At 40.7% G+C, this 14,996-nt stretch carries 11 protein-coding genes; 4 read left to right on the top strand and 7 right to left on the bottom strand.

Annotated elements, in window-relative coordinates:
* Nucleotides 1–13: 13 nt before the first annotated feature.
* The 5 genes from CKW03_RS11830 to mnmE all read right to left on the bottom strand — a co-directional run bounded on the left by CKW03_RS11830 (nucleotide 14) and on the right by mnmE (nucleotide 6,326).
* Complete coding sequence (locus CKW03_RS11830) at nucleotides 14–1,762, bottom strand: ATP-binding protein (protein ID WP_197700934.1); 1,749 nt, start codon at nucleotides 1,760–1,762, stop codon at nucleotides 14–16.
* The gene (locus CKW03_RS11825; RefSeq protein ID WP_093097164.1) at nucleotides 1,749–3,299 is read right to left on the bottom strand and encodes an SIR2 family protein; all 1,551 of its coding nucleotides are present in this window, start codon (nucleotides 3,297–3,299) and stop codon (nucleotides 1,749–1,751) included. Before CKW03_RS11825 ends, CKW03_RS11830 begins: the two co-directional genes overlap by 14 nt.
* An 800-nt stretch (nucleotides 3,300–4,099) precedes the next feature.
* Nucleotides 4,100–4,264 (bottom strand): hypothetical protein, encoded by a 165-nt coding sequence (locus CKW03_RS20655; RefSeq protein ID WP_197700933.1) that lies wholly within the window; start codon nucleotides 4,262–4,264, stop codon nucleotides 4,100–4,102.
* A gap of 166 nt (nucleotides 4,265–4,430) precedes the next feature.
* Nucleotides 4,431–4,763, bottom strand: coding sequence for a metallophosphoesterase family protein (locus CKW03_RS20650; protein WP_197700932.1), 333 nt, complete (start codon nucleotides 4,761–4,763; stop codon nucleotides 4,431–4,433).
* A gap of 186 nt (nucleotides 4,764–4,949) precedes the next feature.
* Nucleotides 4,950–6,326, bottom strand: coding sequence for a tRNA uridine-5-carboxymethylaminomethyl(34) synthesis GTPase MnmE (mnmE, locus tag CKW03_RS11810; RefSeq protein WP_093097159.1), 1,377 nt, complete (start codon nucleotides 6,324–6,326; stop codon nucleotides 4,950–4,952).
* Nucleotides 6,327–6,743: 417 nt separating this feature from the next.
* On the opposite strand from mnmE, the gene CKW03_RS11805 reads away from it, so the two are divergent.
* The gene (locus CKW03_RS11805; RefSeq protein WP_093097157.1) at nucleotides 6,744–7,973 is read left to right on the top strand and encodes an MFS transporter; all 1,230 of its coding nucleotides are present in this window, start codon (nucleotides 6,744–6,746) and stop codon (nucleotides 7,971–7,973) included.
* A 1,339-nt stretch (nucleotides 7,974–9,312) separates the two neighbouring features.
* Here CKW03_RS11805 and CKW03_RS11795 read toward each other — a convergent pair.
* Entirely contained in the window at nucleotides 9,313–11,973 is a 2,661-nt protein-coding gene (locus tag CKW03_RS11795) for a DUF5916 domain-containing protein (RefSeq protein ID WP_093097152.1), read from the bottom strand.
* A 256-nt stretch (nucleotides 11,974–12,229) separates the two neighbouring features.
* Between CKW03_RS11795 and CKW03_RS11790 the strand changes: the two genes are divergently transcribed.
* Together CKW03_RS11790 and CKW03_RS11785 are read left to right on the top strand one after the other, a co-directional pair.
* A complete protein-coding gene (locus CKW03_RS11790) occupies nucleotides 12,230–12,652 on the top strand; it encodes a hypothetical protein (protein WP_095067881.1) in 423 nt (140 codons plus the stop codon).
* A 97-nt stretch (nucleotides 12,653–12,749) separates the two neighbouring features.
* Nucleotides 12,750–13,004, top strand: a complete 255-nt coding sequence (locus CKW03_RS11785) for a hypothetical protein (protein ID WP_139185452.1) — start codon at nucleotides 12,750–12,752, stop codon at nucleotides 13,002–13,004.
* Nucleotides 13,005–13,334: 330 nt separating this feature from the next.
* On the opposite strand, the gene CKW03_RS11780 is transcribed toward CKW03_RS11785, so the two are convergent.
* A complete protein-coding gene (locus CKW03_RS11780; protein ID WP_139185451.1) occupies nucleotides 13,335–13,562 on the bottom strand; it encodes a hypothetical protein in 228 nt (75 codons plus the stop codon).
* Between the two features lie 72 nt (nucleotides 13,563–13,634).
* Between CKW03_RS11780 and CKW03_RS11775 the strand changes: the two genes are divergently transcribed.
* Nucleotides 13,635–14,993 carry a Gfo/Idh/MocA family protein gene (locus CKW03_RS11775; RefSeq protein ID WP_093097800.1) on the top strand — a complete coding sequence of 453 codons (1,359 nt, stop codon included), beginning with the start codon at nucleotides 13,635–13,637 and terminating at the stop codon, nucleotides 14,991–14,993.
* The last annotated feature ends 3 nt before the right edge of the window (nucleotides 14,994–14,996 follow it).

Raw genomic sequence — 14,996 nt, 5'->3', positions numbered from 1 at the left:
AAACAAAACAACTTTAATTAAACCTAGGTGTTCCAGAGTCTGGCTTAATACCTGGCTCGTCTATTTTTAACAAAATAGGCATGGGGAAATCGACCCCAGTAAGGATAGCTTCTCCCTCTCCCAATATTGGTAGAAAATCTAAGGTATTCCTATTTGCTGAACTACACGCGTTTGCTATAGCCTCTTTATCAAAATGATTGATTAAACGATGTACAATAAAGGTTCCCATCTGACTCAACGTGCCTGGAGGAATATCTCTTGGCATTTGTGTAGCAATACAAAGAAATAATCCATGTTTACGGCACTCTTTTGCTATTGAGTCAAAAGAGTCAAGTTTTGTTCCTTCGAAAAACTCTCCTCCAATAGTTTTATTTAAAAATTGATGAGCTTCGTCCATAAACAAAGTTAATGGAGTGTTTTTAAAAGATCCCTGCCGAGCTTTGTTAAGAAGAAAAGATCCAATTGAGTTTGCAAGGATTTCTCGTACCTGAAAGTCGAAAGGGACATTAAGGAAATTCAGTCGTAATATTAAGTCATCACTTTTTATGAATTCATCAATTATATGTGATATATCAGATTTATCTTTAGGCTTTTTGAAACCAAAAATTTTTTGAAATACGGGCGACGTAATAATATTATTAATTCTGGATATTAGGCTTACATTATAAGATACATCTGACTCATTTCTGTCTCCCCATTTTTCAGGTACATCTACCTTAACCCTTGGATTTCCCTCCCATCTGGAAGCTGAATCCCAAATACATTCGTGTGTCAACTGGAATGGAAGCCTTTCAATATCAAATTCGGCCATTCCGTTCTCTACCTTTTCGATATGTTCATAATAGAACTTTTCATATGGACGTTTATCTGTACCTGCCTTTTTCAAAAGCCCATTTTGAATTAAAGTCTCCAATTCTACTCCTTCAATAACTCTTTTGATAGTTGCACCATTATTCAATTTTACAATTTTCAAGGATCGAATAGCTTCCATTAACTTAGGTGCTTGAGTTTTTGTAGATGGTTTGAATAAATTAAAAAGGTCATCAATCCTCAATTGGGTGTAATGAAAAACATGCTTTCCATCGCCAATATCGATATTCACTAAACCTTCATATTTACCTGAATACTCTCCAGTTGCATCAATAATTATCGCTTTTGCTTTTTTTTGTGACAATACCTCTAATAGCTTGCTTACGGTAAAACTCTTTCCTCCACCAGTGGTTCCCACGACTGCACAATGCCTGCCAAACAGAGACTGTAGATTTATATGCACTTCAGTATCTCGATTGGCGACCAATCGTCCTAATACTACAGGACTCACATCCTCATCCTCTTTTGCACCAAACCTAGACATAAATTGTTTAACTAGTCCGGAGGAGCAAACATAAACTTTACCTCCTATATTAGGGTAACTGGATAGCCCCTTCTTCACTACAAAGGGATTGTAAAGATCGAAAGATAATAGTATTTCAATTTTGCCTTCTGGATGAAAGTCTTTTGTCTGGAATGACTTTTCACTTAAAGACAACCTCTCTTTCTCAGGAAGAACCAACTCAACTAAACGTCCTAAATATCCGTAATTATCGCCTTCAATCACAACGAAATTACCAACCAAGCCTCCATTGAATTCTTCTCCTTGGTGTATAAAGCCACTAAGAAGTACAGAGGAGGGGAAATGAACTTTAACATACTGCGGTAATACTTGATTAATGTACCCAATAAAGTATTCATGCGAAAATGGATTAATTTTATTGCCCTTCATTTCGTAAGTTTATTGGTTGTAACCTCAATTCGTTATCATAAGTCTGAATTTCAGGATAATAATTTGCAAAATCTTTAAATCTTTCTGAAACAACCATAATTCGGTCTGATTTAATTGCACTTCTAATTACACTTTTATAAGCCTCAGAACCACTATTATGTGCGTAGACTAAATATGGATCTATAACAGCCATTCTAAATCCAGGATTTTGATTAATTGCTTCTTCTATTGCTGCATTTATATGATTATCATTAAAGCTATATCCTATACAAATCAAAAGTGTATCATTACGTTCTCTCAAATTACGCTGAAATCGTGCTATCATCTCAAAAAATGGTTGACCATACGAATCTTTATATTTTCCTTCTCTTGGATATACCATTAAAGGAGTCTTCGTACAATCATCAATGATAATATTTCCTGATTCTTTTTCCCTATGCCAGTTTAATGAACCATGCAATTTATATAAATGAAAAACTCTAGTAATAAAATTATCTTCTTCATTTACCTTACTACCTTCTCGAAGAACAATATCATAATCAAAGAAACGACCACTAAATGTTCTAGGAGAAGTGAATGAAAAACCGTCAATAATTACAGCATTCATTTTGTTTGCTGCTTTTTCAAACAATAAATCATAGTTTAAAGTGAAAACCTTCACTCGAGAACTTGTTTGTTTTCTCTGAAGCAATTTTTCAAGTATTTTGACATGGGGAAAATCCCCTTTAGGTTCTTCAACTGCAGTTTCTTCTCGGATGACTTTAAGAATATCTTCTCTATAATCACTTAATTTGCGATTATTAATTTCAGCATCACCTCCATACTGAATAACTCCCTCCAGTCTGGAAATTAAAGCTTCAAAATCATTAACTGTATTATGATTTATTTTCTTACATAGTTCAATAAATATCGGTTCAGTAATTTTTTCCTTAACCTTTTTCCATAAATCCTTCATCAATGGAAGTCCAACATCTATTGATGATCCAGCGCCTGAAAGAATCAATAAATTCTTAAACGACTTTTGAAAAAATTCTTTATATAATCTTTGCTTTGCTTTTTGAGCATCCTCGATTGTTGGTTTTAATTCAGTCCCATTTTCGTCTTTTTTTGAGAATGGAGCTAAGTTGTCAAATCCTACAAGGTTGCCTTCTTGCATTTTAACATTAGTTGCCGTTAAAAATTTGTCTGGTCCGTTTACAAATAAATAGGACAAATCTGGCCGTGACTCTTGTGCCTGCTGTCTTACACCTTTCACATCCTTACTTGAATCACTTATTGAAATATTTTCTTTCTCTTCAGATTCTTCAGTGGATTTCCTTTTATCATTAAAAGCTAAACTTTCACTCTGTATTACATCTTTTCTTTCAGAAATCGATTCTTCATTACTCTCTCTATTTCCTTTTCTATCCGCTGCAATTACCGCAGATGCTTCCTTGATATCTTCTGATTGGACTTCCAAATGAGTACCATCCTTAACAGATTCATTAACAATCTCATTGCCATCAGCTCCTTGTTCTATTTCTTCATTATCTTGCATATACCTAAATATAATTCTTTTATGATTTTTAATAGCTATAGTTCTTCCAATTTCAGACCTTCACCTATAATTATATTTTCCTGCATCGTCCTGTAAAAAGCTTCCCACTTGTCCATTATTGAATCATGTGATATGATACTCAATTTTCCTTTCACATGATTAAAATATTCTATTCCTCTTAAAGGCGTTTTATGTGTATTCTTTTTGCTACTACCTTCTAAGACTTGGTATACAATATTACTGTTACTTCAATTAACCAAAGAACATCTCATTATTAGCCATTAGTAAATGTTTACAAATCTATTTTAAAGTCAACATTATGGAATAATTCGATGACTCATTCCAACGTTTCACTTTGGTGTTTTTATGATTGGCATGAGGTTAATATTCACTGGCAATATACTCAATAATAGCTATTCTAAATACGGGAAACCATAAGAAAGAGAATGCAATAAAAACATATAGCTGATAACAAGAAAAAACTCTACTTCTAGGAAGTTGATAAAATTGATTTAGCACAATATTTAAACAGTATCACCATGTCTCGATCAGTACGAAAAACTAAACTATTCGGAATCACTGCAGCTGAACAAGAAAAACAAGACAAGCGACGATGGAATAGAACGTTCAGGAAAGTTTGTAAAAAAATAATCCTATTTCAAATAGAAGACCCAACTAAAATCCAAGGTGTAACTAGTGTGTGGGATGATGCAAAAGATGGAAGGAGATATTATCATAATGCCACAAAAAAGATATGAAAAATTAATTTTTCTACTTAATTGATTAGGGGTTACTTCAGTCTACACCTCAACAATCAATTCCTTATCATACCCATTGTAAGGTTCATCGATATATCCATGAGGGTCACAAATAATTTCGGTCTTACCTATATGATAACGTGTTGGAGTATGGATATGACCATGAATCCAAAATTCAGGTTGATGTTTTAAAATAAATTCTTCCATTATTAGAAGCATAAGCCGCAGTTATTGGATCTTTTTTATACTGTTCAGGAACTGACTGTAAACTTGGCGCATGGTGAGTCACTACAATATTTTTAGACAGATCCGAATTTTCTAAACTTTGCTCAAGCCACTTCCTAGATACCTGATGAATTTTATAAGTATCTATTTAGCGCATTTTAGAATAAGAAGGATCACGTCTAATCATTTTATAATCATTCATTGCAGATTGGCAAATGATTCCGAACTCTATTGGATCACCAAAAATTGAAAAATCTGTCCATAAAGTGCAACCATGAAATCGAATCCCATCAATATCAATAAATGAATCTTCCAGCAAATGAACATTGGAGTTTTCGGCTATTGCTTTAACTTTATTTAGCGTTTTCGGATAAGAACCTTTGTAATACTCATGATTGCCAAGCACATAAAGAACAGGCTTATCTTTAATTTTCTTTTGAATCCACTCAATACCCTTTGTGCCAAGATTTATCACCAGCAAGCACTACTACATCGGCCTTTTCAAAAGTTAATTCTGATATTCCAAATTCTTGATGTAAATCACTGATTACCTGAATTTTCATAAATTACATTAAAATTTCAAATAAAACACCAATAAAAATCGAACATAAGCCAAATTTTAAAGATTTCATCTTAATAGTAACTAGCATTATCCTATAATAAACTACTACTTCCCGATACAAAACTTACTAAAAATATTCTCCAGCAAATCATCCGTAGTCACCGTCCCGGTAATCTCCCCAAGATGGTGCAGCGCTTGCCTGATATCCATCGCTAAAAAATCCGAAGTAATCGGGTTATCGATCCCATACAACACCTTCTCCAGCGCTTCCTGCGTATGCTGCAAAGCTTCCACATGCCTGATATTCGTCACCATGACATCATCGGTGTTAATATTAGAAAGATTAACCTGGTTCAGCAGCTCATCCTTCAATTCATCGATACCGATTTGATGCTTGGCCGAAATATATAGCGGATTCAATATCGCATAATCCTTTTTCTGTTCTTCCGAGAGAAGATCAGACTTATTGATAATGGTCACAAAGGGAATATTCAAACCTTTGACCTCATCGATCTGCTCCTGTACGGCAGAGATCTGGTCTTGGGTAGGGTCGAAGAGGTAGATGATCAATCGGGCCTGCTTCATTTTTTCGCGGGTCCGTTCCACGCCGATGGCTTCAACCACATCTTCCGTATGACGGATTCCGGCGGTATCGATAAAGCGGAAAGTTACGCCATGTATATTGATCTCATCTTCGATGGTATCGCGAGTCGTACCGGCAATATCAGAAACAATGGCTCTTTCCTCGTTCAACAAGGCATTCAATAGGGTAGACTTTCCCACATTTGGTTTCCCGGCAATTACCACTGGAACACCATTCTTCAGCACATTGCCTTGTTCGAAGGAACGGATCAGTTTTGCAATGACCGAGTGGATTTGTTGGATCAGGGCTTTCAGCTGGTCACGATTGGCAAATTCCACATCTTCCTCCGCGAAATCAAGTTCCAATTCGATCAGTGATGCGAAATGGACTAGGTCTTCACGTAATTGCTTAAGCTGATTGGAGAATCCACCACGCATCTGCTGCATGGCGATCTGATGGGACGCCGCCGAATTGGAGGCGATCAGGTCTGCCACTGCTTCCGCTTGGGATAGGTCCATTCCACCATTTAGGAAAGCCCTTAAGGTAAATTCACCAGCACGGGCCGCTCTAGCACCTTTCTTGATCAGAAGGGTGATAATGCGTTCAATGATATAGGCCGAATTATGGGTCGATATTTCAATGGTATCCTCCTTGGTATAGGAGTTAGGCCCTACAAAGAGGGTCACCAATACCTCATCGATAATATGTTCGCCATCGCGGATGGTTCCAAAATGCACGGTATGCGAAGCTTGCTTCGTCAAATCCTTACCTTTGAAAACCTCATTGACCAAGCTGATGGCCTTGGAGCCCGATAGACGGATCACGGCAATTGCGCCATTGGCCCCTGGAGAGGTCGCCAAAGCGATAATAGTATCTTGTGAAATTAACCCTGTAGACATATCGCAAAGATAAGAATAGTCGGGAGTATTTGGAATGGAGGATAGCTAAGCTTATGCTATACTTCATTAAAATCTTTAGGTTTATCGCTAGGCTAGCCTGTTTTTGAACCGTCCTGAAATCAGAAAAAGTATTGCCATTCCTTTCTGAGCTTAGATTGATCTTATTCGAGACATATTTTGAATTTTCCGAATATGTCTCGAATAAGGGTAAAGCTAGTCCCGAACAGGAGTCAGGAACAGCTTCCCAACAAAAATCCAGATTTTTTGGCCTTTTCCATTTGTTCAATAATTGAGTAAACTACTTGCCTGCAAAATAGATTGTCAAAATTTCAATACGCAAATGCAAGTGCTCGATGCAATCCCTACCTTTGCTCGGCTTAGAAAATTATTACACATATTTAGCCGAGCAACTTTTATATGGAAGAATCCACTAAAGCACCGCTTTCTGCATACCAGAAATTGGTGATTTTCATACTAGCTTTTACCCAATTTACCGTTGTCCTGGATTTTATGATCATGTCTCCAATGGGGGATATGCTGATGAAAGCAATCGACTTAAAACCTTCTGAATTTGGTGTGGCCGTTTCTGCCTACGCCTTCAGTGCTGGGATTTCAGGACTCCTGACCGCAGGATTTGCCGATCGTTTCGATCGAAAAAAACTCCTGCTGTTCTTCTATTCCGGATTTATTATTGGAACTTTCCTTTGCGGTTTTTCGACCAGTTATCCCATGTTGGTGGCTGCTCGAATAGTGACCGGCCTGTTCGGTGGAGTGATCGGTTCCATTTCCATGGCAATTATCACCGATGTTTTCACCTTGGACCAACGTGGTAGGGTGATGGGTTTTGTGCAGATGGGTTTCGGCGCCAGCCAAGTTTTGGGGATTCCAATCGGACTCTATATCGGCAATGCCTGGGGTTGGCAAAGTGCTTTTCTGATGATTGCCATTGTAGCGGTCCTAATTGCCGTACTGATCTTCCTGAAATTAAAACCTATTACCGATCATATAGGCTTACAGAAAAAACAATCCGCCCTGCAGCACCTTTGGGGAACCTTTACCCGCAAGGAGTATAGAATCGGCTTTATGGCGACCGCATTACTTTCCGTTGGAGGTTTTATGATGATGCCATTCAGCAGTGTTTTCGCCGTGAACAACCTACACGTTACCCACGAACAGCTGCCACAGCTCTTTATGATCTCAGGAATTGCTTCTCTTTTGATTATGCCAATGGTCGGTATGCTCAGCGACCGTTTCGATAAGTACAAGATCTTCGCCATCGCGACCACCTGGATGATGATCATGGTCTTGATCTACACCTCTCTAGGTCCAACAGCGTTCCCGGTCGTAGTCGTATTGAACATCTTGATGATGATGGGAATCCTAAGCCGTGTTACACCATCATCGGCATTGGTGTCCGCTGTCCCTGAGAAAGAAGACCGTGGCGCCTTTATGAGCGTCAGCGCATCCCTGCAACAGATGTCGGGTGGGATAGGAGCCATTATCGCCGGCTTGATCATCGTACAACAAACCAACGAAAGTCCAATCGAACACTATACCACGTTGGGTTATATCGTCGTCGTGATCAGTATTATTACGCTGCTGATGATGTATGGTGTGAGTAGGTATGTCAAGGGGAAGAGTATTTAGTATTTAGTATTTAGTATTTAGACGGTTGAACCAGGATTAATGGGATGGGGGGATCGGCTCCGCTCACCCACCGGATGGGCCAAGATCAATTTTTCGCTTGAAAGTCCCCGATACTGTAGGGGCGAATTGCATTCGCCCGCCATATACAAACTTGAAATAATTTCACCCTTTAAGGTGAATAAAACCTTCAACCATCTCTTTAAATCGACAAAAATATGGTTTCCTCATCTTACGATAGCGGAATGAGAAACTCCAATAAATGAAAAACAATAGATTCTTCGTTTTACTCTGAATCCCTCTTTAGCGCATTTTGATTCTGAACGAACAGTGAAGAATCTGTACGGTTCCCCTCCCAAGAGGTCCTGTCATGCTGTACCGAAGGTACAGGAACTGTACACCAATATAAATTAATTGTAGATAGAAGAACCGTGCGCCAATGCAATGCATTATGTTTTCAATTGGATTTTGCATGGTTCCGAGATTCTTCGTTCCTACCGATGACAAGTTTGTTAGAACTGTGTTTTTAGCCATTCGGACCCATATTTATTTACCAGATGATATTTCTAGCCGCCATACATCCCCAGAGGGGATGAATTATTTTAGCATGAATGGTAAACAATAAAGGGGTAATGCAAAAACGATGTTCGATTAATCGAACATCGTTTTTGCGCGACTTCCAGGCTAACGTGCCATGTCTGCTAAAATAATGGAACCCCAAATGGGGTTCTATATTTAAAAAACAAAAGAGCTAATAGATTTTCATTGCCAACATGATGTCATCACCTTCCAATAAATTTAGCCCAAATTTTTACTTCTCAGAATGACCCCGAAAAGGGCTTAAATTTGTAGAAAAATATTTCACCCACGCTGTGGGTTTTTCCCTTGAAGATTTCTGATGTCTACAAAGATTTCACCCCTTCCAGGGGTTTTCTACAAACATCATCCTTCCGAAGGAAGCGGTTTGGTTAATTTGGGCTCCAAAAGTAACGAATAATGGTTGCCATCTCAACGGTTATCGAGCAAAGCCGAGACGCCGCTCGACCATTGGTCTTGGTGCATCCTCTCATCCCATTAATCCTGGTTCCTTACCAGATCTTGGTCCATCCTCTCATCCCATTAATCCTGGTTCAAATGCATGTGCGGGCGAATGCAATTCGCCCCTACAAAACGTGATAATTTATAGCTGAATGAAATTCTGGAAATGATCCTGTTTCCTGGTCTTGACGGTTATCGAAGCTGTGATGCCACTATATGGTCCTTTGGGATACGATAGAGGTCATCTCGACGCCGCTCGATGGTCATCTCATTTCGACGCCGCTCGATGATCATACAGCTCTTCCTACCAGCCGATCCAATAATTCACCTTCAGCATAAAGGTATTTGTCGGAGCAATTCTCCAGATATTATCGAGGTTGCTGCCCCAGCCGGGTTGATAAACGGGCATCCTGCCGGATCGGTTGTGTTCCCAAACGAGGTAAAGGGTTGAGCCGGGCAGGTATTCCCAGCGTGCTACCAAATTGGAACGGAATTCATTGAAACTGAAATTCGGATCCTTGAAGCTTCCGGCTTGTGCACCCCTGCCTACGCTATACATGCCATCTGCATAGCTGAGCTGCTCCGGACTGAATTCCTGGAAACGCTCTGAATAGGTTCTTGAAAGGGTATTTGTGGCGTATTTAAATCGATCGTACTGCGCAGTCGAAGTAAATGGTGAGCCATAATATTGAATGGAAAGGTCTGGGGTAATATTGCCCTGCAGCCTAAAGGTAAATCCATAAGTCTCCTGACGCATCCTTCCCATCACATAAGTTGCTTCATCTGTATTAATGCTAGGGAGGTCGCTCGTGCTGACATATTGCAGGTTATCCTTGTTCCAAGCATAATTGAACTGGGTTACCAAATGTATATGATTGCCTAAACGGAAAGTCAGGGAAGGCCTGATTTCATTATACCTAGTTTCTCCGTCCAAGAAATGCTTGCCATCGTAGTCTACCTTAAGGAAAATACGTTTTGCACGGTCGGAGTTCATGGAGAAAGTACTTGTAAAGTTGGGGTTATAGCGTAGGTCGTAGCCACCACGGAGCATACGGCTGTCGACTGAATTCCAGCTAAAGGCTTCCTTGAGATCCATTTCTATTCTACGCTTGATGGTCAAGCTCCTAAAGCGAACTGCAAGGTTGTTGTCCATGGCCTTGCCACCGTAGTTCCAAACGTTCCTTTGGGTCAAGGTGATACCGGCAGCGCGGAATGGTCCCCAAGGATCGGTCTTGCGGAAGGCAAGTTCCGATTCGTTCAATTTATAGTCGGTCTGCTTCAGGTAACCGACCTCGTTCAGGTCAAAGCCAGGGGAGGACCAGCTGAAAGTTTCGGCATAGTTCCATTGCGCATTACCTTTCTTACCGGCCTTGATATATCCGCCTGTTCCGCTCAGTGAGGTGGCATCCGGATTCATGTTGAGGTATTCGGCTCCTGATTTGCGTTGGAAGAAGTGCGTGGCATTGGTCTTGGTAGCCATTAGGGCGTCTTTTGTTCCCGAAAGCGTACTGTACATAGCTTTGGTTTCTACATAATATAGGCGATTGGAGAAATACTTGGTGAAATCTACACCTGCGGTAAAGGCATCTTTAACCAGGAACTCCTCTAGATGTGGAGCATCCATTTTACGGTTGACCGAGGTGATCATACCGCCCAATAAGGTGTTGCCGTCCCAGTTCTTCTGTACCCTCGCTACGGTATAGTTGGTCAGAGGTTCGGTTTGGATTTTTTCTTCAGCAGAACCGAGTTGGGTAACCTTTTGGGAAGTTTTAGCAGTTATACTTTCCAAGATCCCAATGGTAAGGCCTTTGCGGTTCGTTCCCGTTAGCTTCATTGCACCCAGGATGGGTACGAAATCGGTGCTGCTGGCAAAGATCTGTTGATTGTCTACTAATGGGTATTGGTATCGAGATCTGGAACCAATCCGGCGGGAATAGAACATCATGCCGCCTTCATTATTGTCAAACTCCAAAATATGCTTTCCCTCCAAAAAGAAGGGTCTTTTTTCCTCATAGAAAACCTCGTAGGCAGTCAGGTTCATGACCGATGGATCCAGTTCGACCTGACCATAATCAGGATTGATGGAAAGATCCATGGTATAATCGGAGATCGCGAATTTAGCATCAAGACCTGCATTAGGTTTCCAGCGGTTACCATCTTGGTAAGGGCTATTAGCGATCTTAGGTTCGCGGATCAGTTTGTTCATCACATAAGGCAGGAACTCAATTCCTTTTGGTTTTGGCAGGTCTTGCATGCCATGCATGGTTCCGAAAGAGAACACGTGTCCATTGTTCTTGATCGGGATCATGGACCAGTTCTGTACCTCATTATTTCTGCGGATAATCCGGCGGACATGCAGTCCCCAGATTCCATCGTCATTCTTTTGATTATAGCGGATTTGGTTGAAGGGGATCCTAAGTTCCGCCGTCCAGCTGGAATCCGCGAGATCTTGATGGGTGCGACCTTCCCAAACGGCATTCCAGGAAAGGTTAACCGATAGCTTGTCCGTAACCGTAAGGTCCGTTTTATTTCCGCCAAGGTTGATATTGAATTCCACTGCCGCGCGGTAATCGTGGTAAGGGTCGAAAGCGATACTGATCAGGTCACCATTGCTATTGTCATCCCGGTTCCCGATAAAGGCGTTCATGGTTTCAGGATGTATATCCTTGCAATAAACCCCTACATAGATGTTCTTGTCATCGTAGAAGATCTTCATCTTGGTCCAAGAACCGGTATAAGCCCTCTCAAAGGGGATAACCTGCGAGAATTTTTCTGACCAAACTCCTTTGTTCTGCCATAGGTCTTCATCCAGTTTTCCGTCGATTTTAGGCTGATGGTCCGAGATTTTGGTGGCTTGGTAATCCCGTTTGTATGCATCTTCAAAAGATACAACAGGTTTACGTTCATCCTGGCAGTAGGCAAAGCTTATATTAATGATTAAAAGTAATGACAGTACGTATTTCATCGGTTGAGTTTAGGAAAACACGAGGTTTTAAATCGATCGTGCCAAATGTATTAAATTATTGATTAATAATAGGGGTGGGGATGTTTAATTTCTGTTACCTGATAGGAAAAAAGGAGGGGGATGCTTGGTATTGAACTAGGATGCCCTTCGACGCCGCTCAGGGGTACGGGATGGGAGGATAGACCAAGATTTGGGGAGAGAGCCAGGATTCAATGGATGGGAGGATTGGCCAAGATCAAAAGTCAGTATAACCGCCATGTTGGTAGGGGTTTATTGCATAAACCCGCTGACATTTGAACCAGGATGTTCGGGATGGGAGGATAGACCAAGATTTGGGGAGAGAACCAGGATTCAATGGATGGGAGGATTGGCCAAGATCAAAAGTCAGAATTACCGCCATGTTGGTAGGGGTTTATTGCATAAACCCGCTGCATATTTGAACCAGGATGTTCGGGATAGGAGGATAGACCAAGATTTGGGGAGAGAACCAGGATTCAATGGGTGGGAGGATTGGCCAAGATCAAAAGTCAGAATTACCGCCATGTTGGTAGGGGTTTATTGCATAAACCCGCTGCAAATTTTGAATAAATATTTCGGATTGCATTGGCGTACAGGTTCTTTACCTTCGGTAAAGAATGACAGGCATATATTATGGAGATCCGTACAGATTCTTCAATAATCGTTCAGAATTGGAAATGTCTCAGGGAGGGATTCAGATCAGAGCGAAGAATCTATTTATTATTTTTTTGAGGTGGTTGTCATTTCGTAATCGTAAGATGAGAAAACCATTTTTGGTCGATTTTATGGGTTGGATAAAGGTTTTATTCACCCTAATGGGTGAAATTATTTCATGTCTGTATATGGCGGGCGAATGCAATTCGCCCCTACAGTATTGGGGACTTTCCAGTGACAAATTGATCTTGGTCCATCCCCATATCCTGTCCCCTGAGCTGTTCCCTAGCGGAGTCGAAGGGGAGTCGAAGGGCATCTTGGATCAACCCCACCCAACCTCATGTGACATGATTTATTAATTTTTTAATCATTGATAATCAGGTGAATATGCTTTTGTTTTATATGTATATACTTATTAATTTTATTTGTATTGTTTTCTATGCTATTTTTGTGATACAGACAGTAGAATATTATTTCTATTATTGATTTACATCTATGTAAATCAATATATTACAACATTAATAAGATTTTGTTATTAATGTTTGTCCAGTATGTTTATACAATGATGAGTTAGCGCGTCAGGACATGAACGAATAATCAACCAGTAATTTATTGCTGAAACCTAAGATTCTCGTTTAGTAAATTGAATTAAAATGTTACTTGTGGGGGATTATGAGGGTGATTCCCCATTAAGTAATATGCTCCCTAATCAAAGTCAATTCTTGTTGAGTGAGCTCCCCAATCGAATCCGAGTTACCGCTCGAACTTTGGAATTGATCCTGGTCTATCCTCCCATCCATAGAATCCTGGTTCATTCCCCGTTCTTGGTCTATCCTCCCATCCCGAACATCCTGGTTCACCCCTCCCGAAACGGAATACATATTACGCCAGAAAATGTCCCATATCTCATATCTCATATCTCATATCTATTGTCTATTATTTAATTTTTGCCTATCTTAAAAGCTATAAACCTTAAAACCTCTATCCTTATGGGAAATATAAACCTCAATCGCAGGCAATTTATTTTTGGGACTGGTGCCTTATTGTCCATTGCAGCCTTGCAACAGGCGGGCTTTGCTGCAGAAATCTTGAAAGCAAGAACTGTAGCCTTGATTGGTGCCGGTTGGTATGGGAAAAGCGACTTGTTTAGGTTGCTACAGGTAAGCGATGTAGAGGTGGTTGCGGTTTGTGATGTGGACAAAAAGCATTTGGAAGAGGCTGCTGAGCTGATTTCCCAAAAACAGAAATCGAAAAAGGTGCCTAAGAAATATTCCGATTATAGGAAGCTATTGGCCGAGAATAAGCTAGACTTGGTGTTGGTGGGCACTCCAGATCATTGGCATGCCTTGATCGGTATTGCAGCCATTGAATCGGGTGCACATGTTTATCTGCAAAAGCCCATCAGTGTGGATGTGCTGGAGGGAGAGGCGGTAGTTGCTGCGGCTAGAAAGCATAATAGAAAGGTTCAGATTGGTACGCAGCGTAGAAGTACGCCGCACATGATCGATGCCAAGGAAAATATAGTAGAGAAAGGTTTGTTGGGAAAGATTTCACATGTTGAAATGTGCTGTTATTACCATATGAAAAGCAATGCCAATCCACCTGAAGAACCGGTTCCGGACTTCTTGGATTATGAAATGTGGACAGGACCTGCGCCATTGAGGCCTTATGATGGGCTTCCGCATGGTGGCTGGTGGCGCGCATTTATGGAGTACGGAAATGGGATCACGGGCGATATGTGTGTGCATATGTTCGATACGGTACGTTGGATCTTAGGTTTGGGTTGGCCCAAAAAGATATCGGCAACAGGAGGGATCTATGTGCAGAAAGAAGCTAAATCCAATATTGCAGATACCCAAACGGCTATTTTTGAATACGATGATCTAAACTGTGTGTGGACCCACCGCACTTGGGGCACGCCGGCAGATCCTGAATTCCCTTGGGCTTTTGTGATCTATGGCGATAAGGGAACACTGAAAGGAAGTACCATGAAATGGGAATTTATTCCAACAAAAGGGGAGAAGATCGTTCGAGATGTGGTCTATGAAAGGGAAAAGTATCCTGAAGATCTGAAAGAACCTCGAATTGAGCTCAATGCAGCGCCAGCAACCAGAGGGCAGATGAGGAATCTTCTGTCGGCAATCGATACCAATACATTACCCGTAGCAGATGTCCTTCAAGGGCATATCTCTACAGCTTCCTGTATCTTGGCCAATCTGTCCATGGAATTAAATCGTCCATTGGTATATGATCCGGAGAAGAAGGTCTGTGTGGGCGATGAAGAAGCTACAAAAAGATTAAAAAGAGAATATAGGGCACCTTGGAAACATCCATACCAAGGCGCTTAAAAA

Origin of the sequence: Sphingobacterium mizutaii, from assembly GCF_900187125.1 — a bacterium.
Taxonomy (GTDB): Bacteria; Bacteroidota; Bacteroidia; order Sphingobacteriales; family Sphingobacteriaceae; genus Sphingobacterium; species Sphingobacterium mizutaii.
Note: the sequence above shows the minus strand (reverse complement) of the source record. Positions and strands in the feature narration are given on the sequence as shown.